Origin of the sequence: Microtetraspora malaysiensis, assembly GCF_050947145.1 — a bacterium.
Classification (GTDB): domain Bacteria; phylum Actinomycetota; class Actinomycetes; order Streptosporangiales; family Streptosporangiaceae; genus Microtetraspora_A; species Microtetraspora_A malaysiensis.
In genome coordinates this window covers 6,154,550-6,175,559 of sequence record NZ_CP191998.1, presented here as the reverse complement: position 1 = coordinate 6,175,559, position 21,010 = coordinate 6,154,550, and the positions used below count along the sequence as shown (strand labels likewise).

General features: G+C 68.3%; 18 protein-coding genes. 8 read left to right on the top strand and 10 right to left on the bottom strand.

Annotated features, from left to right (window positions below):
- Window positions 1-348: 348 nt before the first annotated feature.
- Window positions 349-1,497 (top strand): hypothetical protein, encoded by a 1,149-nt coding sequence (locus tag ACQP1V_RS29140; protein ID WP_433413241.1) that lies wholly within the window; start codon window positions 349-351, stop codon window positions 1,495-1,497.
- On the opposite strand, the gene ACQP1V_RS29135 is transcribed toward ACQP1V_RS29140, so the two are convergent.
- Window positions 1,491-2,207 (bottom strand): HAD family hydrolase, encoded by a 717-nt coding sequence (locus ACQP1V_RS29135; RefSeq protein WP_433413240.1) that lies wholly within the window; start codon window positions 2,205-2,207, stop codon window positions 1,491-1,493. The two genes, ACQP1V_RS29140 and ACQP1V_RS29135, sit on opposite strands and share 7 nt — an antisense overlap.
- 163 nt (window positions 2,208-2,370) lie before the next feature.
- Between ACQP1V_RS29135 and ACQP1V_RS29130 the strand changes: the two genes are divergently transcribed.
- A complete protein-coding gene (locus tag ACQP1V_RS29130; RefSeq protein WP_433413239.1) occupies window positions 2,371-2,856 on the top strand; it encodes a hypothetical protein in 486 nt (161 codons plus the stop codon).
- Window positions 2,857-3,523: 667 nt separating this feature from the next.
- On the opposite strand, the gene ACQP1V_RS29125 is transcribed toward ACQP1V_RS29130, so the two are convergent.
- From ACQP1V_RS29125 to ACQP1V_RS29085, 9 genes are all read right to left on the bottom strand, one after another.
- On the bottom strand, window positions 3,524-4,390 hold the full coding sequence (locus tag ACQP1V_RS29125) for a C40 family peptidase (RefSeq protein ID WP_433413238.1): 867 nt from the start codon (window positions 4,388-4,390) through the stop codon (window positions 3,524-3,526).
- Window positions 4,381-5,232 (bottom strand): replication-relaxation family protein, encoded by an 852-nt coding sequence (locus tag ACQP1V_RS29120; RefSeq protein ID WP_433413237.1) that lies wholly within the window; start codon window positions 5,230-5,232, stop codon window positions 4,381-4,383. The genes ACQP1V_RS29125 and ACQP1V_RS29120 overlap by 10 nt, the downstream gene beginning before the upstream one ends.
- Complete coding sequence (locus tag ACQP1V_RS29115) at window positions 5,229-7,592, bottom strand: type IV secretory system conjugative DNA transfer family protein (protein ID WP_433413236.1); 2,364 nt, start codon at window positions 7,590-7,592, stop codon at window positions 5,229-5,231. The genes ACQP1V_RS29120 and ACQP1V_RS29115 overlap by 4 nt, the downstream gene beginning before the upstream one ends.
- Complete coding sequence (locus tag ACQP1V_RS29110) at window positions 7,592-9,082, bottom strand: VirB4 family type IV secretion system protein (protein ID WP_433413235.1); 1,491 nt, start codon at window positions 9,080-9,082, stop codon at window positions 7,592-7,594. The genes ACQP1V_RS29115 and ACQP1V_RS29110 overlap by 1 nt, the downstream gene beginning before the upstream one ends.
- Window positions 9,079-10,265 (bottom strand): IS3 family transposase gene (locus ACQP1V_RS29105; protein WP_433412153.1). Its coding sequence is split into 2 segments (ribosomal slippage): window positions 9,079-9,993 and window positions 9,996-10,265, totalling 1,185 coding nucleotides; the frame shifts between segments, so codons are not numbered across the junction. The genes ACQP1V_RS29110 and ACQP1V_RS29105 overlap by 4 nt, the downstream gene beginning before the upstream one ends.
- A gap of 65 nt (window positions 10,266-10,330) precedes the next feature.
- Window positions 10,331-10,642 carry a hypothetical protein gene (locus ACQP1V_RS29100; protein WP_433413234.1) on the bottom strand — a complete coding sequence of 104 codons (312 nt, stop codon included), beginning with the start codon at window positions 10,640-10,642 and terminating at the stop codon, window positions 10,331-10,333.
- Window positions 10,639-11,577 (bottom strand): PrgI family protein, encoded by a 939-nt coding sequence (locus ACQP1V_RS29095; protein WP_433413233.1) that lies wholly within the window; start codon window positions 11,575-11,577, stop codon window positions 10,639-10,641. The genes ACQP1V_RS29100 and ACQP1V_RS29095 overlap by 4 nt, the downstream gene beginning before the upstream one ends.
- Window positions 11,574-13,106 carry a conjugal transfer protein TrbL family protein gene (locus ACQP1V_RS29090; RefSeq protein WP_433413232.1) on the bottom strand — a complete coding sequence of 511 codons (1,533 nt, stop codon included), beginning with the start codon at window positions 13,104-13,106 and terminating at the stop codon, window positions 11,574-11,576. Before ACQP1V_RS29090 ends, ACQP1V_RS29095 begins: the two co-directional genes overlap by 4 nt.
- Window positions 13,107-13,294: 188 nt before the next feature.
- A complete protein-coding gene (locus ACQP1V_RS29085; protein WP_433413231.1) occupies window positions 13,295-14,587 on the bottom strand; it encodes a hypothetical protein in 1,293 nt (430 codons plus the stop codon).
- Between the two features lie 281 nt (window positions 14,588-14,868).
- Here ACQP1V_RS29085 and ACQP1V_RS29080 point away from each other — a divergent pair, with 281 nt between their 5' ends.
- From ACQP1V_RS29080 to ACQP1V_RS29055, 6 genes are all read left to right on the top strand, one after another.
- Window positions 14,869-15,390, top strand: a complete 522-nt coding sequence (locus ACQP1V_RS29080) for an XF1762 family protein (RefSeq protein WP_433413230.1) — start codon at window positions 14,869-14,871, stop codon at window positions 15,388-15,390.
- Window positions 15,387-16,418: a DNA-methyltransferase gene (locus tag ACQP1V_RS29075; protein WP_433413229.1), complete on the top strand. Its 1,032-nt coding sequence runs from the start codon at window positions 15,387-15,389 to the stop codon at window positions 16,416-16,418. The genes ACQP1V_RS29080 and ACQP1V_RS29075 overlap by 4 nt, the downstream gene beginning before the upstream one ends.
- Window positions 16,411-16,743 (top strand): helix-turn-helix domain-containing protein, encoded by a 333-nt coding sequence (locus ACQP1V_RS29070; protein WP_433413228.1) that lies wholly within the window; start codon window positions 16,411-16,413, stop codon window positions 16,741-16,743. Before ACQP1V_RS29075 ends, ACQP1V_RS29070 begins: the two co-directional genes overlap by 8 nt.
- Complete coding sequence (locus ACQP1V_RS29065; protein ID WP_433413227.1) at window positions 16,740-17,882, top strand: site-specific integrase; 1,143 nt, start codon at window positions 16,740-16,742, stop codon at window positions 17,880-17,882. Before ACQP1V_RS29070 ends, ACQP1V_RS29065 begins: the two co-directional genes overlap by 4 nt.
- A gap of 782 nt (window positions 17,883-18,664) precedes the next feature.
- The gene (locus tag ACQP1V_RS29060) at window positions 18,665-18,856 is read left to right on the top strand and encodes a hypothetical protein (RefSeq protein ID WP_433413226.1); all 192 of its coding nucleotides are present in this window, start codon (window positions 18,665-18,667) and stop codon (window positions 18,854-18,856) included.
- Window positions 18,857-19,667: 811 nt separating this feature from the next.
- Window positions 19,668-20,957 carry an IS256 family transposase gene (locus ACQP1V_RS29055; protein ID WP_433412960.1) on the top strand — a complete coding sequence of 430 codons (1,290 nt, stop codon included), beginning with the start codon at window positions 19,668-19,670 and terminating at the stop codon, window positions 20,955-20,957.
- The last annotated feature ends 53 nt before the right edge of the window (window positions 20,958-21,010 follow it).

Sequence of the window (21,010 nt, the reverse complement as noted above, 5' to 3'; positions counted from 1 at the left end):
GAGGGAACCGTTCATGATCGAACGGCGTGCCGTGATGCTCCGTCCAGGCCGCGCGCGGGTGAAACGAAGCATGCCCCGGCCGAGGGAGTGGCGTTCGAGGAAGAAGGCCGAGCGGAGGTTTCACCGCCGGACGCGACGGCGTTCCTTCGTATCGGATGTATCGTCGCCATTCGATTAGCGATACATTCACGGGCGCGCCAGATTTGGCACGCCTTCGTCGCCTCAATATCGGCACAAGAAAGCCCGTACGTTCCGCCGCGAAGTCCTGGGGGTGTTTGTCCGATGATGTCGTCTTGGTCTGCTCGTATCAGGGCCGAACGCAAGGCGCGCCTGTGGGACGTGCACACGATGGCCCGCAAGCTGCGCGAGGCCGCGGGGAGGGATTCGGATGCCCTGCCGGATCACGAAACGCTTGTCCGGTCCATCCGCCGGTGGGAATCGGGAAAGATCGGCACCCCCAGTGAGCGTTACAGGTTGCTGTTCGGCAGGGCCCTGCAAATGGACGAGAAAGCGCTCTTCTCGGAAATTTCCGAAAATGGGGACGTCGTTTCGCTGCTGGTATCTCCAGCCGTTGGTGCCGGGGCGGTGCTGCCTCCCGGGTTCACCGTGGAGTCGGTCGAGGCGTTGCTCGATCGGCTGTACCGCCTGGACGCGGAGTTCGGCGGGAATGAGCTGTGCGAGGTTGTGGCAGGCCAGGCGCAGGCGGCGGCCGATCTGTTCGGCTCGCCCGCCCTTCGAGCGGACGAGAGACGTCGCCTGTATCTGGCCATGGCGGGCCTCACCCAGATCGCGGGCTGGCTGTCCATCGACGCGAGCAGGCATGCGGAAGCCAGCCGGTATCTCACCGCCACCATCTACGCGGCGCACGAGGCAGACGATCTCTCCCTGGCTGGGCATGCCCTCGGCTACATGAGCCTGCATGCTCTCTACCGCGACCAACCGAGCAAGGCGCTTGCCCTGGCTCGCACCGCGACCGATCTCACCAGAGCGGGGGCATCGCCAGGTGCTCGCGTGAGCGCGCACAACCGCGTCGCACGCGCCCTTGCCCGCCTCGGTGAGGTCGACGCGTGCAGGCGCAGCCTGGATCTGGCACAGGCCGCGTACGCCGGCACGGCAGGTGAGGAGGAGCCTCGCTGGGTCGGATACGTGGGGGAGATCGAGCTCTCCGCCCAGCGCGGCGCCTGTTTCTTGGACCTGGGGCTGGCGGGCGAGGCGATCTCGGAAATCGAGTACACGATCTCACTCGTACGGTCGAGGACGCCGGAGCACGCCAGAGATCTGGCGCATTACACGATCCGGTTGGCCGCCGCGTATCTGAGCAAGGGGGAGGTCGCCCATGCGGCGGTCATGGGCGGGAGCGCGCACCGGATGTCCTCCGCCGTCGGTTCGGCACGGGTGCGAGAGCGCTTCACCGAGTTCATGGACGACCTGTCCGCCCACAAGAAGGTGCCGCAGGTGCGTGATCTCGCGGAAGAGGTGTGGGCGGCGTCCTACTGAGCCCCGTTGGTCACGCCGAGAACCGCGCGGATGACAGCGGGAGTGTCGCTGAGGTCGGTGAGAACGACCTCGGCACCCGCCTCGCGCAGGACGTCGGCCCCGCACGAACCGGTGGCGACGGCGACCACTCGCGCGCCACCGAGGTGCCCAGCCAGGACGTCGTTGGGCGTGTCCCCGATCAGAACCGTGTTGCCCGCGGTGAAGGCGCGCCCGTACTTCGCGGTCGCGCGTTGCTGCGCCAGCCGTACCAACTCCGGACGCTCCTCGTGGTCCATCCCATACGCGCCCGCGTCGAAGTCCACGAACCGGTCGAGGTCGAACGCCCTGAGCTTGCCGATCGCGATCGGCTCCATGTTCCCGGTGAGCACGGACTGGACGACGTCCGGGCGGTCGGCGAGCGCGATTAGGACCTCCCTCGCTCCGTCGAGCACCCGGGCGCCGGTTCTGATCGCTGGCTCGTAGGTCAGGAAGGACTCGGCCAGTGCGACGCCGAAGGACTGGAGGAGGTGATCGGAAGCCTCGATGTGATGCAGGCGCAGGGTGTCCGCCGCGATTGCCCGTTCGGTACGGCCCGCCATGTCGGCGAGCTGCCGCATGACCTGGCCGGTCGCGGACCGGAAGGCGTCGGCGTAGATGTCGCGACTGAGGCCGCCGATGGTGATCAGGGTGTGGTCGATGTCCCACAGGACCAAGGTTCTTCCGGCGCTCACCGTACGAGCCTAGCCATCGCGGGCGTACGGTTTCTGGGGATCAGCATGGCCGAACGGCTTCCGCCTCGAACTTCGCGGCGCACCGGCACCAGAACCCGCTAGCGTTCACTGCCCGGGCACCCTGCTTGGACGGGGCGTTCGACGGTGCGGTGGGAGGGGCCAGATGAAGGCTGAGACGGCGGATCTGCTCTTCGAGGTGGTGGGGCGCCTGGAAAAGAGCATCGCGGCCCACGACTGCCCGGCGATTGTCGCGATCGAAGGCGAGCGCAAGCTGGTGCTGAGTGATTACGACTATCTGCATGACAGCGCAACGGCGGCGGCGTTCGAGGAAAGAGGGGCGGGGAAGGCGCGAGAGATAGGTGCCACCCGCTGGGTGCTGGCCGTTCCGCAGGTGTGGATCTTCAGGCCACCGAGCACGATCGCCCTGCGTGCCGTCTCGAACCATCCGCTCCAGGAGGGCGAGCAGGAAGCCATCACGTGGATGAGCTTCGACCGCGAGGACGGAGTGGACTATGGCCGGGTGGCGTACACGCGCCGGCCAGACGGGGAACCTGTATTCGAAGAGCCGGAGATCTTCGAGGTGGGGATCCGGCCACGAGAGACGATGCCGGGGTTTCTCCTGCTCCAGCGGTGCCTGGGCGATGAGTGAGGGCCGGCTCCCTGAAGAACCGGCCCTCTGACCAACTCCGACCATCTGACAAAAGAAAGGCTGAGATCGGTCATCCACGAGCTTATGGCCTGCGCCGAACCAGTGCCATGATCCTCGGCGAGCGCGTCGCGATCCTCACGGATCCACGAGATACGGAAACCGACCGAGCAAGCTGCCTACCGCTTGATCCAGATGGATGGGTTGCACTCCTTGAGGCCGTTGCGGCGGTTGCAGAGCTTGAACACGGTGATGTATCCGAAGATGACGGTGTCTTCTCGCAGTCGCCGCCCTTCTCGTCCTTGACGGTGTGCATGAGCAGGAAGGAGGTCGCGTATTCCGCCCAGACCTCGGAGCCATCGTTGCTTGTGTTGCACACCGTGATGTGTTTGCGGTCTGAGCTGACCTTCACGGAGCCAAACCAGTCGCGGCCGTGCCAGCCGTCGCCTCCCGCTGAGGCGGCAGGGGCCATCGCGATCAGGAAGAGCAGGGTGGCCAGGATTGTGGCGAGCTTTCGCATGAGTGACTCCATTCGTGTGTTGGGCGTGGTGTGGCCGCACTCCGGCCCATACGGGGCCGAGCGCTGGGAGAAGAGATCAGGAGTGGCGCGATCAGCGCCGTGCCGGGGATCCCGGGACGGGTTCCACCGCGATGCGGTCTGTAGTGGGCGTCACGTGGGTCGGATGATGCCGACGAGCGCGCGTTCTCGGCTGGGCACGCCGGCCCAGGTGTCGATGCGTACGGTGCTGCCGGTGAACGGCGCGTGCACCATGCGGGTGGCGTCGATCGCGATGCCGACGTGGTCGGGACCGGGAATGGACGAATTGGTCTCGTAGAAGATCAGGTCGCCCGGCTGAACCTGGGAGCGTGGGACGCGAACCCCTGCCCGCCACTGCTCGTAGGTTGTGGTGCCGATCCGCACGCCTGCCCTTGCCCAGGCGTATTCGGCCAGACCCGAGCAGTCGAACCCCTTGGTCCGGGCGCCACGCCCGATGCCGTAGCTGGGGCCGCTCCGCCCGCCGCCGCCCCAGGAGTAGGGGATGCCGCGCATGGCCAGTGCCGCCTGTACAGCGACCACGCCACGGCCTGCCCCTGCCACCGCATCGACGGGAGGGTTTTCAGTCGGCAGTTCGGCGCACAGCTCGGCGGCAACCGAGGTGATGACCTGCTCGGCCTGCTTTCTGATCCGGGCGGGGTCGGCGTCGGGCATCTCATGGGCCAGGGTGGTGGAGATGTCGTCGACGATCAGATCGCGCGGGATGCCGAGTGCTGCGGCTGTTTCGATGCCGCCGCGTATGTCTGCGCGTATGGCGGGAGACAGGGCGGACTTGGTCGGTTTGCTCTCTTCGGCGCCGGGGGTGGACGGCGGCCCTGCGGCCTCGGCGTAGTGGCACATCGTGTCGGAGATCCCGGTCCTGGCGGCCGTGGCCGCGTACCTGGCGCCTCCGGCCAGGCTGCCGACCAGGACGATTCCGGAGATGAAGGTTCCGCCCGCCGCGAGGATCTTCGCGAGGCTGGTCTCTGCGATCAACGGCATCCCTCCTCGTTGTAGGTCGCCGGCTGGGGCCAGTGATCGGCGAGTTCGGCGAGGCGGAGCCGTAGGTCCCGCCGGTCATGCGGTCGCCAGATCGCCCCTTCGGGTCCGTCAGGTCCGGTGACGGCGGTAGCGCAGGGGACGGCCATCTGAGCCGCCCGGAGCTGGAGCCGGCTGTGCAGGCTGCTCTCCCTGCGTGCCGAGGTGGTCAGGAACAGGACAGGGGTGGTGATCCCGGTGACCGCGGCGAGGGCGGCGTAGCCCGACAGCTTCGCCAGGACCCGGTCGAAGGTCTCCGTGCCGGTGTCGTATTCGAGGAAGAAGTCGAGCGTGCGGCCGTCCTCGGTCCATCTGCCGTAGGCGTCGGGGCGTACGTGCTTGCCCCACTGGACGGCGCAGCGGGTCTCGGTCCACCACGCCTCCAGGCGGCATCCGCTGGTGCGGCGGGCGGTGCCGTACAGGCGGGCGAAGACCTCGTTGGTTCCGATGGTGTGGGCGAGCCGCTGGCTGTAGGCGATCGACAGGGCCCGGTCGCGGCGGTAGCCGAACTCGGGTAGGTCGATGCCGTCCTCGGTGGCCAGTACGGCCGCGCCCGGCTCGCCGAGAACGTAGTGCCAGGGCGCGGACCCGGTCGGCGGCTTGGGCCGGAAACGGTCCAGGACGCCAAGGCGGTGCAGCTTGACCAGACGGTGCCGCGCGGTGGTCGGGTCGCTGAAGGCGATGTGCGCGATCTGGTGGCAGGTCAGCACCTTGTGCGTCCAGACCAGGCGGATCAGATGGCGGTCGCGGCCGGTCAGCCGGGTGGCGAGCGAGGCCAGGACGCTGGAGGTGTAGTGCTCGTTCATTCGATTTCTCCTTTTCTGGGTTGCTGCCGTGGGTCGTCGGTCGGCAGGGCTTCGGGGCGGGCACGTGTACGGCCATGGGCCTGGGCGGCGGCGGCTCGTACGCGCCCCGCGAGCTCGGGGTCGGGCGCGGGAAGGGGCCGGGTGCGGAGCGTGAACGGCGCGGTCTCGGCGGATCGGACAACCAGGCGGGCGGCGGCCTGGAAGGCGCCCAGGTTGGCCAGGTCGTGCCGGGTGAGGTAGGGGCTGAAGTGGTGCTCGTTCTCGCGTGCGTCCTCGGGCGAGAGCGAGAAGTAGACCTTGTTGCGGGCGTCGGAACTGATCGCCTGCCGGAGGTCGCGCGGGAGCTGGGCCAGGTGCTGGTGGGCGAGCACCAGCGACAGCCGGTAGGCGCGGGCCTCGGCAAGCATGTCCGACAGCGCATGCGGAAGGTTCAGGAAGTTCTGCGTCTCGTCCACATAGAGCGCGGCCGGGGCCCGGGTACGGCCGAGCCGGGCGCGATGGGAGGCCGCCTGCCAGACCTGGGCCAGCAGCAGCGAGCCGAGCAGGCGGACGGTGTCGTCGCCGATGACGCCCTTGGGCAGCCGGGCGAGCAGGATCCCGCCGTCGAGCATGTCGCCGACGTCGAAGGTGGACCGCGCCGAGCCGAGGATGTCGCGGACGAACGGGCGAAGCATGAACGCTCGAAGCTTGTTCATGATGGGCGCGGTGACGTGCGCCTGGGCGCGCTCTGACAGGTGTTCGTACCAGTTCCAGAACCCCAGCAGGAAGCCGTCGTTCACCTGGTCGACGAGCTGCCGTCGGTAGACGGGATCGGTGAGCAGCGCGGGGATGTCGGCCAGCGTGCCGCCGTTGCGGGAGAGGGTGAGGGCACAGCCGCGCAGGATGTCGTCGCTGCGCGGCCCCCAGGAGTCGGCGTAGATCTTGTGGAAGATGCCGACGATGTTGTCCACGAGCGTCTCCCGGTCGGCTCCGTCCAGAACGTTGAACGCGGGCCTGGGATGGCGGTCGTCGGGGTCGATCAGCGCGATGCGCTGCCCGGCCTCTTCGGGGATGAGTCCGAGGAGATCGGTGATGAGGTCGCCTTTGGCGTCGATGACGGCGACGCCGCGCCCGGCCTGGATGTCGGAGAGGATCATGTGGGCGAGCAGGGTGCTCTTGCCGGTGCCGTTCGGTCCGAGGACGTGCATGTGATGGCAGGAGTCGATGACCCGCAGCGCGACCGGCCGCTCATGTCCTGCGTCGGCGAACCCGAGCACCTTCCCGCGCTGAGCGATCTGAGGTGAGGGCGCGACCGTGTTCGCGCCCGCCCGCTGGAGCCCGGGTACGGCGGCGTCCATCGGCAGGTGCGCGAGCGTGGCCAGCTCGGGCACTGAGAGGAGGAACCCGCGCCTGAAGCGCCGCGAGGCGAGCCGATGTGCGGGCAGCGGCAGGCGGTGTCGTTCGAGCCGGTTGTGCCCGGAGAAGAGGGCGAACGCGGAGGCGATGGCATGTGCGCGGCCCCGGATGGCGCTGCGCCGCACCTTCGCCACACCGCCGTCGTCGGCCTGCACGGCGTAGCGGACGGCGACCTCATACCGAGGTTGGAGTGCCTTGTCCCTGATGGCGCGGGCTTCGGCGTACTCCTCCAGCCGCGTGGCCCGGTCGCCGGAGCTGAGGTGGCCGGAGGTGATGTGTGCTGGGCCGGGCGAGATGAGGTTGAGAACGCCCCGCAGCAACGCCGCTGACGCGCCGGCGGTGCCGTGGGTTAGGCGGTGGCCGGTGGCGGGCCGGGCGAGGATCTGCACGGCGGTGTGCTGCCAGGTGGGCATGCCCACTCCGGCGCCGAGCAGGGCTCGAAGTGGGTCGTGGTCGTGATCATGCCGGAGCGGGAGCCGCTCGCTACGCGCGATCCGGAATTGCCCGCCTGTCACCTGCCCGGTCAGCGGCACGGGGGGACCGGCTTCCTGTACGGCGGTGCGCGCGGACGGCCACGCGGCCTCGATCGCGTGCTCGACGAGGTGCTGAGGGACGTTGCCGGGAACCCACAGCCGGATCCGGACACCGCCTGTGCCGAAGACGTACTCGAAGGCCAGATGCGGCTGGCCGAACAGGATGCGTTTCCACGCCGGACGCAGCAGCCCGAGCAGGTTGCCCCAAAGAGCCTCCGCGCCGGCCATGTTCGCTTCAGGCGGGGACAGGACCTCCACACACCGCGCCCCCTCGGTCATGACGTGGTGGCGGAGCCGAAGAAGCGCGGACCTGCCCAGCCCGGTCACAAGCACGGCGGCCGGACTCAGGACAGAGAGCTGCCAACCGTGGACGTTCAGCCAGGACAACACCACGTCCACGACGGCGTCCGCGTCATAAAGGTCCTGTGGCATCACAGGTCGTCCTCCTCTTCGTACTCGTACTGGGCGAGGTCCTGAGGTGAGGAAGTGACGAGGCGGTGTTCCTGCTCGCTGGCCAGGACGCGGAAGGCCACGCGGGACGCTCCGGCATTGGCGGCCAGTAGGCCGGTGCCGGGCTCGGCGGACAGCAGGAGCTGCCGCTCTCCGTCGGAGAGGCGGAAAGCGTCGGTGACCGCGTCGATGGCCTGTGGTGCCTGCCGGAGCAGGATCTGCGTGGCGGAGTTGGCGATGATCGCCTGGCCGACGTCGGAGCCGAGCAGGTCGGCGGCGTCCTGAGTGACGACTGACAGCCCCGCCCAGTGCTTGCGTGCGGCCTTGGCCATCCGGAGCAGGAACTTGGCGCCTTCCGGGTCCTTCATGAGCAGCCAGGCCTCGTCGACTACGACCAGGCGCGGGCGTCGGTTGTGCGGGTTGGAGACTCGCCGCCAGACCGCGTCCAGGGTGAGCAGCGTGCCGACGGCCTTCAGCTCTTCTGGCAGGTCACGGAGCGAAAAGACGATCAGATGAGAGTCGGGCCGGGTGGTGGTGTGCCCGTCGAAGAGCTGCCGGTGACTTCCCGTCACGTACGGAGCGAGCCCCGCCGCCACCTCTGCCGCCTTGGGATCGCGATCTTCGGTAAGCGCGCTTACCAGATCGTGCATGAGGGGTGGGCGCTTCTTCCAGGTGCGCTGGTCGAAGGTGATCCCCGCCTGCTTGTACGCGGCGAGGATCGCCCGGTCCAGCGCGGCCTTGCTCGCCTTATCGAGGGGGCCGCCGAGCATGACCGCGACCAGCGTGTGCAGGAACAGCGACCGCCGGGTCAGCGGATCACCATCCCTGCGGTTCTCCTGGGGAAGGTCGAAAGGGTTGAGCCGAACCTTCGGCGCGCCCAGGTGGAGGTAGGCACCGCCGACAGCCGCGCACAGCCGTGCGTATTCGTCTTCCGGGTCGATGACCGCGACCTCGACCCCGGCGTACAGCGAGCGCAGCGCCTCCAGCTTGGCCAGGTAGGACTTGCCGGCTCCGCTGCTGGCGATGATCGCCGAGTTGTGGTTGGGCTGGGCGAACCGGTCCCAGGCCACCAGGGAGGCGCTGGCGGCGTTCGCGCCGTACAGCACCGCCGTCGGGCCGAGTTCGGCGGTGAGGTCAGGGCTGGTGAACGGGAACGCCGCCGCGAGCGCGGGAGTGTCGAACGTACGACCCATGGCTAGGTTGTCGAAGGCCAGCGGCAGCGAGGACACCCAGCCCTGGAGCTGGCGGAAGGCGACTTGCCGGGCGTCCAACAGCAGGGAGGCAGCCAGCGCTCGGACCTGGGCGCACGCCTCGTCCAATTCCTGCTGGCTGCCCGCGTGGACGGTCAGGTAGATGGAAGCGCGGAATAGCTTGGCCTGCCCGCGCGCGATGCGAGAGGCGAGGTCCTGAGCGTCCTCGGCAGCGACCTCCGTCCCTGGGCTTCCCCCCGGGGCGTGGACACCCGGTTTCATGCAGCCAGTTCGGCCACTCTAACAAGCCGATCTTCATAGACGGCCGGGGGTAGGTTCCCGGTCGCCGAGTGCCTTCTCCGGTGGTTGTACCAGGCGATCCAGCGGAAGATCTCGGTACGGGCCTCTACCTCGCTCGACCAGCGGCGCCTGCCCCGGCCGTGCAGCAGTTCACGCTTGAGCGTGGCGTTGAATGCCTCCGCCAGGGCGTTGTCCAGGCACGTCCCGGTCCTGCCCACCGATCGGCGGATCTCGTACTTCTCACACAACTTCGCGAACTCGGCCGAGGTGTACTGACAGCCGCGGTCACCATGAAAGATCACCCCGTCGACCTGGCCGCCTCGCGCTCCGACCGCCGCCGTCAACGCGTCGCTGACCAGCTCGGTCCGCAGATGGTCGGCGATCGACCAGCCGACCAGCCGCCGCGACCCAATATCGATCACCGTCGCGAGATACAGCCACGCGTCACCGACCGGCAGATAGGTGATGTCCCCGCACCACCTCCGGTTGACCTCACCGGCCGTGAAGTCGCGTTTGAGCAGGTCAGGGACCGGCGGAGCGAGCTCGTCAGGGATCGTGGTCCGCCTGCCCTTACGCAGATGCAGCCCGACGATGCCGTTCACGCGCATCAACCGGGCCACCCGCTTGGCGTTGACGCGCTCACCGTCATCACGCAGGTCCGCCGTGATCCGCGGGGAGCCGTTCGTCCCACCCGAGGCGCCATGAAAGCGCCGGATCTTCTCCACGATCCGCTCGTCCTCAACGACACGCGCCGCTCGGGCCGGCTCCCGCCCCAGCCAGGCATAGAAGGCGCTACGCGCCACGTTCAGCACCCGGCACAGCCGCTTGACCCCGTAGACGAGGCGGTGGACGGAGATGAACTGCAAGCGGCCGATCAACGATCCATCTCCTTCGCAAAATACGCGGCTGCCTTGCGGAGGATCTCCTTTTCGATCTCCAGCTCGGCCACCCGCTTACGCAGCCGCGCCAGTTCCTCGCGTTCACTGCGGGCCAGCCCGACTCCGGCATCGGACTCCTGCTGTTCGGCCTCACGCACCCACACGCGCAGGGTCTCGCGGTTCATCCCCAGTTCCCGCGCGACATCCGCGCAGGTCCGGCGCGACTCGCGGACCAGCTTTACCGCGTCCTTCTTGAACTCATCGCCGTACTTCGACGGACGTGCCACCCGACAGTCTCCCCTTCATGGAACGAGGTCCAATTGTCAGGGGTGTCCACGCCGAAGGGGGAACCTCACCCGGGATCGAGCAGCCGGCCGTGCTGTTGGTCGCTGCGCAGACCGGACTCCAGCCGTGCGAGCTGTCTGCGCAGCCGGTCGGAGGCGACCAACGAGGGGACCGGGTCGATGTGCAGGGACACGTCCAGGCGGCCGGGGTAGGTGAGCAGCGGCTCCAGCCAGCCGGGCGTGACCTCGCGCGGGTATCCGCTGATGGCCAGGGTGGCGCACAGTCCGCTGCCGACGTGGAGTTCTCTCGGCCGGACTTGGACCGCGTCCGGGCCGAACCCGCTGCCTGCGGACCTTGTGTGTCTGCGGGAGAGTCTCACCAGCGGTCTCCTCTCGTGATGACCTCGCCCGGCGTGGCGAACTCGCCATCGGGCAGAGGCGGGGCGGTCGGGTCGAAACAGGAGGCCAGCAGCGCGCTCGTGGCCTGCGCGTCCAGGAGCCGTGCGGTGAGCCCGCACGCCGACAGCAGCCGGGCGGCCTCCTCCAGGCGTCGCAGGGCGCGGGCCGCTGCCGCGTCACGGCCGTTGGCCCCGGTGGATGGTTCGCGGATGATCAGCAGCACCTGACGGCGCAGCAGGTCGTGCCGGGCGGAGATGTCGGCGAGGAAGTCCGCGTGCTCGTGCGCGGCGGCGGTCAGCGCAGGGTGGGGAAGTCCTTGGGCGTTCTCGACCAAGGTGGCGACCGTCTCGGTGAGGTCCACTCGTTCGGCGCGGACCAGGATCTGCGCCGGACCCGACAGCGAGTTGAGCCAGCGCCCGAACACCGCGATCAGCGCATCCTGCTCGTCCGGGGTCCGGAGCGCGAAGCTGACCGTGGACACCTCCGCGACCGCCGCGACGCCATCCGGACCCAGGTCGATCAAGCCGTCCCCTGTCAGACCGCGGGCGGGAAGGCGGAGCGGTGCGGGCCGCTGGCCGGAGCGGGCGGCTATCCAGGATGGGACCGGAGGAACGCCCTCTGGCGCGGAGATGAGGGACTTGGGGGAACGCTGGTGGCGGATCGCGGCCAGCAGGTAGTGGTCCAGCGGCATGCCGTCACGCCGCCCGATCGCCAGCAGGACGCCGAGTATCCCCACCGGGAGGGCGACTGCGGCACACACCACCAGCGGCACGCGATCGCCCACGAGTAGGTAAGCGGCGTAGAGAAGGCCTCCGGTGCCGCCGAGGATGGCCACCTGCCGGGCGGTGAAGCCGCCAACGATCCGATCTTCCTGTTCCACATCGGCGGGGATGCGGACTGGCTGCACCCAGCTCATCGGCCGTCACCTCCTGAGTTGGGGCGCGGCTTGGTGGGTGGGGTACGGCGGTCGCCGGGGCCGTTGGGCCAGTCGGTAGGAGTCGTGGGAAGAACTGGAGGACGGAACACGACCGGCGGGACCGGAGGTCGGGCGGCTCGTGGTGTTGAGGGGCTGTTCTGGGTGCGGAGCCGGTACATCTGGGCCAGTCCTGCGGGGCCGTTGGCGTAGTAGGTCTCGCGCGGGTAGCCGTACACCGGTGTGGTCCGGGGCACCGGAGGCGAGGCCTGCGGCGCGGGACGGTACTTGCCCTGCACCGGCGGAGCGGATGGAGCGTGCTTGACCGGCGCGGCCTCCCAGTCCTGCGGGCGGACCGGACGGCAGACACCAGTCGGGGCGTGTTTTACCGGGCCGGTGCCGCCCCCGGCAGCGGAAGCCGTTGCCGCAGCGGCGGCAGCCGCACCGGCAGGACCACTGGCAATCGCGGGAAGCACTCTGCCGGTCATGGCAGATGCCGCGAACGTCCTCGCAGAGCCGGAGGCTCTGCCACCTCGCTCGCCGCGGCCGAGGTGGAGGGCGTTCAGGACGGGCGAGGTGAGCTTGTACGCCAGGGCGTACTTGACGATCCGGATGACCGACGAGCCCCGGCCGGCCGTCTGGGCGAAGATCCTCCGGGAGATCCACGTCGGGATGCGGATCAGAATGATCAGCAGGCAGAGGGTGAGCACCAGGTTGACGAGTTGCCCGGTGGGGGCGACCCCGAGGAGGAGACGGCCGTCCTGGTTGAAGAACACCCGCACCGCAAGGATCAGCGTGAGTGACTGGGTGACCTGGATGAGCAGGAGCCCGGTGAAGGCCCGCCACCAGAACCGGGCCAGCCCGTCGGTGTAGGGCAGGGCGAGGCAGGCCAGTGCGAGCGGTGCGGCGACCACCAGCAGCAGGACCAGCGCGGCCCGCGTGACGAACGCGATCAGCAGGACGACGAGCAGGACGACCGTGACCAGGGCGAGCAGGATGAAGAAGATCTGCTGCTGTCCTGGGTTGATCATGTGGACGAGGAAGGTCGTCGCGGCCCGCCGCCCGTCGAAGTCCTGTCCGAGCAGTGCCCGCGACAGGGCATTGGCCAGCTCGATGACCTTGCCGCAGATCGTGAAGCTGGTATTCACGGCGAGGGCCGCGACGAACAGGCGGGGCAGGACCTCCTTGACCGCGTAGCGGGTCTGTACGGTCTCGTGCCCCATCGCGACGATCGCGCCGATGGTGGCGAGCAGGACGAAGCCCGCGTTGGCGATCAGGGCGTTCGCCTTCCACAGGTCGAACACCCTGCCGCTGCCCGACACGTCCGGAGTCGCGAGCAGAGTCGCGGCCAGCAGGTCGAGCAGTGGCTTGATCGCCAGCGCCACCAGGTTCCCGAACCAGGAGTTGATCTGGTCGTTGACCCAGTCACCGATCCCGAACCCGAACCCCGAGCTCTTCGGCAATGGGATGTCAGCCAGATGGGACGGGGAAGGGGAGGGCGTCGGAGTGGCGGCCCTCGCGGCGACAGCCATGGCGGCAAGGCCAGCGGTGACGACGGCAGCAACGACGGCCAGCCGCATCGTCGTGCGCGGAAGTGAGAAGTGAACCGCTGCCGCCCGAGCGGCAAGGCGAGTGGTAGGGGCAGCAACGGCGCGGCGGCTGCCATCACGGACACCGGTCCGGCCGACCGGGAGGGGGCAGAGGAGAGCGGCCATCGCGCTCACCCGCCTACGACGCGCTTGAGGACGCTCACGAACAGTGGAGCCAGTACGGCCAGCGCGTAACCGAATGCCGCCGCTTTCAGCGCCGCCTTCGCCTTCTGGACCTCGCCGGGGTCGCCGCCGGCCACCAGGTAGCGCAGCCCGCCGATGGTCAGCATCAACGTGGCCAACGTGGCCAACAGGCCGATCAGCCAGCCCCGCAGGTTGTTGAGGACCGCGTTCAGATCCGACGGAGTGGCAGCCGCCGCAGAGGCGGCGAACGCGCCCGTTGCCACGGCGGCAACCACCAGGAAAACGGCTGCCGCTATGGCAAGGCCCCAGAGGACGATGTAACCCAGAGCGGGTCTCATGCGCCGGGAGCGACAGCCGATCGGGCGGCGCGCCGCGCCCTGTCGTTCAGGGCAACGGAGGCGGGCGGCAACGGATGGGTGGTTGGGGGAGATCCGCGCGGAGCCAGGGGTAGTGCCCCTGCCTCCCTTCGGGTCGGTTGCCGTTTCTGCATCCGGAGTTCCCTGGCTCCGCGCGGAAGCCATGTGCACCGCTTCATCCACGTCTGCGGATGAAGGAGTGAGCGAGGGGGAGGTCGGGGGTTCGGTTTCCAGCCACCACAGGCCGTCGGCCCGCGTCACGTCACGGCGGTGCTCCGGCTTGCGGACCGGGCCGAGCTCCCGCAGGGGCACGTCCTCCAGCCGTGACAAGCTGATCAGCTCCGCGTCCAGCTCGCTCAGCACGCCCTCGGCCACCGCGTCGATCAGCACCAGGTCCGGATGGAACCACGGGCGTGGCGGTGGAGGCGGCTCGCCCGTCAGCCGCTGTCGCTCGGCTTTGCCGGTGATGTAGCGCAGGGTGTGCTCACCGGCGCAGCGGGCCGCCTCACACAGACGAGGGCGGACGTCGGGCAGGTCGAGATCCACGCGGTGAAGGGCCCGCAGGTAGCCCGCCAGGATCGCGATGTCGATGTCCACGGGGTCGCCGTAGGACATTTCACGGGTCAGTGACAGCGCGATCGTGCGGAGTGCAGGGATCGCCATTCCCACGGCCGCGACGGTCCACGTGGATCGGGACTGACGGGCGCGGGCGACCAACTCCCGCCAGACGGCGTCCCGGGCGTCGTCGGCGACGTGCCGGCTGGTGAGCAGCACCCGAAGCTCCAGCAACCCGACCGGCCCTCGCGGCAGTCCGGGAGCGAGCGTGGCGCAGTCCAGGGACAGACTCCCGGGACCCGTCGTCAGCAGCCGGAACGAGGTCTCCGCGGTGTCCAGGGGCGACTCGGTGACGTGGTGGGCGCTCATTTCGTGCTCCGGATCGAGAGAAGTTCGTGGTCTCGAAACCGGTGTACGCACCGCCTCAGAAACGGCTCAGAGAAAACCGCACCTGATCGCTCAGGAATTTCTCAGAACCTCAGAACCAAGTGCGCATCTGAGCGCCTCAGCGGCCCCTGAGCATCGCCTTCTGAGCCCTGGTGGAGGCATCTGAGCGAGCTCTGAGCCTGCTGCTTGCCTGGTCACACGCACCCAGAGCCGTGCTGACGGCCCTGGGATGCACATCCGGAGAAACGTGTCCCGACAAAACAATGGAGAACTGGAATGAGATCCAGGAAAACGCCTACGGCGGCTGGCTGAACAACCCGGAACGGCGGAAGAATCCGCGGCTGGTGATTTCGCCGGTCACGATCCGAACCGCACGCGCATTCGTCGCCTGGACCCACCGCTACCTCGCCCCGCCAGCCGACGCTGAGTTCACCACCAGCGTCCAGACCGGCACCGGAACCCTCGTCGGCGTCGTGTTCGTCGATCGGCCCACCGAGTGGGTCTTCGACGACGGTGGCACCGCCGAGGTCATCTGCCTGGCCACCGACGGCACGCCCAACGCCTGCTCAGCGCTGCTGGGCGCCGCCTGGCGAGCCGCCCGGGCGGAGGGCTACCGGCAGCTGATCGCCTACAGCCGCATCGACGAGCCCGGCGCCAGCTTGCGGGCCGCCGGGTTCCGCCTCGTTCCTCGCACGCTCACGTGGCAGGACCGCTCCCGCAGCCCCCAAGGCTCCGACGGCGTGGCCCGCGTGCTGTGGGGGATCCGCACCGGGTGCCGCCGATGACCGCGCAGCGCGAGCCCTACTGGAGCGACGAGCACGCGGCGATCTACAACGGCGACGCCTGCGAGGTGCTTGCCAAGATGGGCGACCGCCTGGTGGGCTGCCTCGTCACCAGCCCGCCCAACTGGGGGCTGCGGCACTACTGCGACGGCCAGTACGGCCAGGAGCCCACGCCTGAGGAGTACGTCGACAACCTCCGGGCCACCTTCGCCGAGGCACGTCGAGTGCTCGCCGACGACGGTACCTGCTGGCTGAACTCGGGCGACAGGTACGCCACGAACTCCGACGGCTGGGCCCGAGGCAAGGCATACAACCCTCGCCGACCGGAGGCGCGACCCAAGGCACGGCTGGCCGTACCGCTCAAGAACCTCCTTGGGATGCCCTGGCGGGTCGCCTTCGCCCTCCAGGAAGACGGCTGGATTCGACGCAACGCCATCGTGCGGCACAAGCCGAACGCGATGCCGCAGTCCGTCCTCGACCGGCTGTCCAACCGCTACGAAATGATCTTCCTGCTCGCCAAGCAGCGGCAGTACTGGTTCGACCTCGATCCGATCCGCGAGACCTACACCGGGGACCGTTCGATCACCAGGCGCGCACGAGCCGGCCGCAACAAGCCGAACAGCATCAAGACGGCATGGCCGCCGCCTGGAAAGTACGGCACGTCCGGTGAGGACTCCGCCGGTGCGCGGCATGGAGCGGCAATGCGGCCGACAGGGGAGCGGCACACCGCGGCTCACCCCAACGGCAAGAACCCCGGGGACGTCTGGCCGATCTCCACCCGGCCACTACGGGCGGCGCACTACGCGGCCTTCCCGATCGACATCCCACTGAAAGCGATCGCCGCCGGCTGCCGTCCCGGCGGCACCGTCCTGGACCCGTTTGCCGACAGCGGCACAACCGGCATCGCCGCGCGGCAACTCGACCGGAAGTTCCTCGGCATCGAACTCCACGGCGACTACTGCGAACTTGCCCGAACCCGGCTCCTCGCTTCCCGGGGCCAGGCAATCCCGGCAGGAGGCGAGGGTGACTGAACAGCCACAAAGGGCCTGCTCAGGGCCTCCCGCATCACATTCATCGGCGTACCCTGCAGGGCTCCGAACGAAGGGCGGTACGCGGCCCGCACACCCCAGCGACATCGACCAACAAGATCACCAGCGCCGTTGCCCGGCGGATGGCAGACAGCTCTACCGGGTTGCTGACGTCATGCGCCTGCTCAGCATGAGCCGAAGCGTGATCTACGAGCAGATCCGATCCGGTCGGTTGCGCTCCGTCAAACAGGGCCGCACTCGGCTGATCCCGGCCTCGGCCATCACCGACTACATCACCCTTCTCGAACAGGAAGCGAGGAAGCTATGACCGCACGGCGCAGCCGGGGAGACGGCGGCCTGCACTGGGACGAACAGCGGCAGCGCTGGATCGCCTCGGTCACCGTCGGCTATGCCCCTGACGGCAAGCGCATTGTCAGGAAGGCCAGCGGCAAGACCAAGACCGAGGCCAAGGCGAAACTCAAAGAGATCCTCCGCGACCACGACGACGGCCTGGCCAGCGGTCCGGCCAACTTCACCGTCGCCGACGCGGTGACCAGCTGGCTCACCTACGGCCTGCAGGGACGCGACACCGAGACAGTGGCCAACTACCGGATCCTGTCCGACAAGCACATCATCCCCGCCCTCGGCGCGCGGAAGCTGCGGGACCTCAACGCTGAAGACGTGGACCGATGGCTTATGGGCAAGGCCAGGACGCACAGCACCCGCACCGTTCGCCTGCTCCACTCATGCTTGAACCGGGCAGTGAAGTTCGCCCAGGCACGGGACAAGGTCAAGCGCAACGTCGTGGCTCTGTGCGACGTCCCCGAAGGCAAACAAGGACGCCCTTCCAAGTCGCTCACCTTGGACCAGGCGGCGGCGATCCTGGCCGCCGCGGAACACTCGCGGCTGTACGCGTACGTGGTGCTGTCGCTCCTTATCGGAGCCCGCACCGAGGAGCTCCGCGCGCTCGCCTGGTCAGAGGTGGACCTCGACGGAGATCCCGACAACGGCATCCCGCCATGGATCGCCGTCTGGCGATCCGTCCGCGAGGGAGGAGACACAAAGACCAAGAAATCCCGCAGGTCGCTCGCCCTGCCGAAACGATGCGTGGAGGCTCTTCGCGCTCATCGAGCGCAGCAGGCCAAGGATCGCCAGCATGCCGGAACCACGTGGATTGAAAACGGTCTCGTCTTCGCCTCGCAGGTTGGCACACCCCTGGACTCCCACAACGTACGGCGCATGTTCCGGAAGATCGTGAACGACGCCGGCCTGGAGGCCAAGGACTGGACACCCCGGGAGATGCGGCACAGCTTCGTCTCCCTGCTCTCTGACTCCGGTGTTCCGCTGGAGGACATAGCCCGTCTGGTCGGTCACAGCGGGACGGCCGTCACCGAAGCGGTCTACCGCAAGCAGATCCGCCCCGTCCTCCTCGGCGGAGCCGAGGTCATGGACCGCATCTTCTCGTGACCACGCAGGTCTCGCGGCGGTGCGCCGGGGACTGTACGGTCTTCGGCGTGCGCCGTGAGGCGCTGTGATTCGAGCGGAGGTGAAAGACCTTCGTCGCCTGCCCTGTCGTAGCAGGGAGGTGGAGCTGGGGGCAGCCTGATCCGGGTGGTGCCGGGAGGGCGGAGCAGCCCCGACAAGCCGGAACGTGCCAGTACTGCCAGATGGTGCGGGTTCAGTAAGCGGGATGGAGAGGAGTAGGCGAGGAACCGGCGTCGTTACGTCCCTCAAAAGTACACCGGCTCGAACCTGGCGGATCAGGTCCGGAGGCGGTGCGCACCCGACCCCCTTTCCGGGGCGGGGAACTCCTGGGTGGCTTGCCGATGGCGCCCGGGAGGCCATGAGGAAGGACTACGGCGTACTCATGGCGATGCCGCTGGGACAAAGTCGGGCTCCTCCTTCGTCGAGCGAATCACAGTGAACACGGGAACCGTCTCGGATCTTGCCTGCCGTCTCGTGGCCAGCGGGGTGGGCGGGCTGGGCGCACCGACCGCTGATCGGTCCGGGACGGGGCGGAGCCGCCGTAGTAGTCCGAGGCCGGGAAAGCCGGTCACATGGCCAAGGGCGGCAGCGGGAACGCGAAGGGATGGGTGCTGCAATGCCGAAAGACGCGCCGCCGAATGGTGGCGCCCGGCCGGAGCAGGTCCCGATGGGGCAGCGTCGGCGGGTATCGGAGATGCAGGCCAAGCTTCACCGTTGGGCGGCCGGCCGAGTCTGGCCGCAGGTTCGATGACCTGTTCAACCTCGTGCATGATCCGGCGACGCTGCTGGTGGCGTTCGACCGGGTCGCGGGTAACACCGGATCCCGGACGGCGGGCGTTGACGGGTTGACCGTCGCCGCCGTCGAAGAGCAGATCGGGGTCCGGGGGTTCCTGGACGACCTGCGAACCAGTCTGAAAGAGGTTCGTTCCGGCCGCTGCCGGTGCGGGAGCGTGTGATTCACAAGCCGGGTGGGTCGGGGAAAATTCCGAAGTCCCCCGCCTCTCGGGATACCGACGGTGGCCGACCGGGTTGTGCGCGCTCTCGACCTGGCCAAACAGCGAAACCCCTAACCGGGTCGAACGGGCCTGCGCCCGACTCCACCATGAGGGCCGACCCGTCACCTTCACCGCCGTCGCCGCTCTCACCGGCCTCGGCCGCACCACCCTCTACCGCAACCCCACAGCCGGTCCGTCATCGACGAGCACCGGCACCGCACCGCCGCCAGCGGAACCCTCACCGGTCTCACCGACGAGATCGCCACTCTCCGCGCCGCTGTCGATGCCATCGCCGCCCGGGTCCGCCGACACGAAGAGCAACTCCGTCGGCTGACCGCCCACACTCGCTGAAAGCGTTAACTGGCCAACCGGGAGAACCGCGATCATTAGCCGGTTAAGCTCTCGACAACGCCGCGGCCGAGGCGTTCAACAGCACGCTCAAGGTCGAGTATGTGCACCGCAGCGTTTCCGGACTCGGGCCGAGGCCCGCGTGAAGATCGCAACCTGGATCATCGACTTCTACAACGCAAGGAGGAGGCACAGCGCCAACGACGGACTGTCGCCGATCACATTCGAGCGTCAGATGACCGAGAAGAGGCAAATCTCAACGGCCCTGCTGAGGGCCGCTGTGGCATAGGACTGTCTCCACGTTTTCAGGGGAGCAATGCTTGAGATCTGTGGATCGGCCGGGAAGGGGTGTACCTTCCCGGTGATCGTTTGAGGTCTCTCACGCATGGCCGACGCGCCAACGTCGGCTGGGAAGGCACACCCGATGCTCACCGTAGTCCCTGACCCCGCCGGCGGCGACCGCCGTCCGGCTGATGGCCCCGTCTCCTCCTCGCTGATCGACGAGATCGTCCGCGAAGGCGCCCGCCGGATGCTCGCCGAAGCACTCAAAGCCGAGGTCGACGCCTACATCGCCGCCTTCGCCGACCAGCGCGACGAGGCCGGGCACCGTCTGGTCGTGCGCAACGGCTACCACCAGCCGCGGGAAGTGCTCACCGCAGCCGGCGCGATCGAGGTCCAAGCGCCACGCGTCAACGACAAACGCACCGATGAGGTCACCGGCGAACGCAAGCGATTCTCCTCCGCGATCCTGCCGCCCTGGGCACGCAAGACACCGAAGGTCACCGAGGTGCTGCCGCTGCTCTACCTGCACGGCCTGTCCAGCGGGGACTTCGTCCCGGCGCTGGGGCAGTTCCTCGGCTCGTCCGCCGGGCTATCGGCACCGGTGATCACCCGGTTGACCGAGCAGTGGAAGGCCGAGCAGCGCGCCTTCGCCGCCCGCGACCTATCCGAAGTGGACTACGTCTACCTGTGGGCCGACGGCATCCACGTCAACGTCCGTCTGGAAGAGCAGCGGCTGTGCCTGCTCGTGATGATCGGCGTGCGCGCCGACGGCCGAAAAGAGCTGATCGCGCTATCGGACGGCTACCGCGAGTCGACCGAATCCTGGGCCGATCTACTGCGTGACTGCAAGCGTCGGGGAATGCGCGCCCCGGTCCTAGCAGTCGGGGACGGCGCGCTCGGGTTCTGGGCTGCGCTGGGTGAGGTGTTCCCGCAGGCCAGGGCTCAGCGCTGCTGGTTCCACAAGATCGCCAACGTGCTCGCGGCTCTACCGAAATCCGCTCAGCCAGGGGCGAAGAAGGCCTTGGCGGAGATCTGGAACGCCGAGGACAAGGACCACGCCCACGCGGCGGTGAAGGAGTTCCAGGCCGCCTACGGCGCCAAGTACGGCAAGGCCGTGGCCAAGGTCGTCGACGACCTGGACGAGTTGCTGGCGTTCTACGACTTCCCCGCAGAGCACTGGGTGCATCTGCGCACGACCAACCCGATTGAGTCGACGTTCGCCACGGTCCGGCACCGCACCAAGGTCACCAAAGGCCCTGGGTCCCGGGCGGCTGGGCTGGCCATGGCGTTCAAGCTGATCGAGTCGGCCCAGGCCCGCTGGCGCGCGGTCAACGCTCCCCACCTCGTCGCCCTGGTACGTGCCGGGGCGACCTTCATCAACGGCAGGCTCGTCGAACGTCCCGACGATCAGCCCTCACCGGCAGCTGCTTAGAAACTCGTGATCCACAGGTCTTGACGATTGCTCTTTTCAGGGGATTGACACCC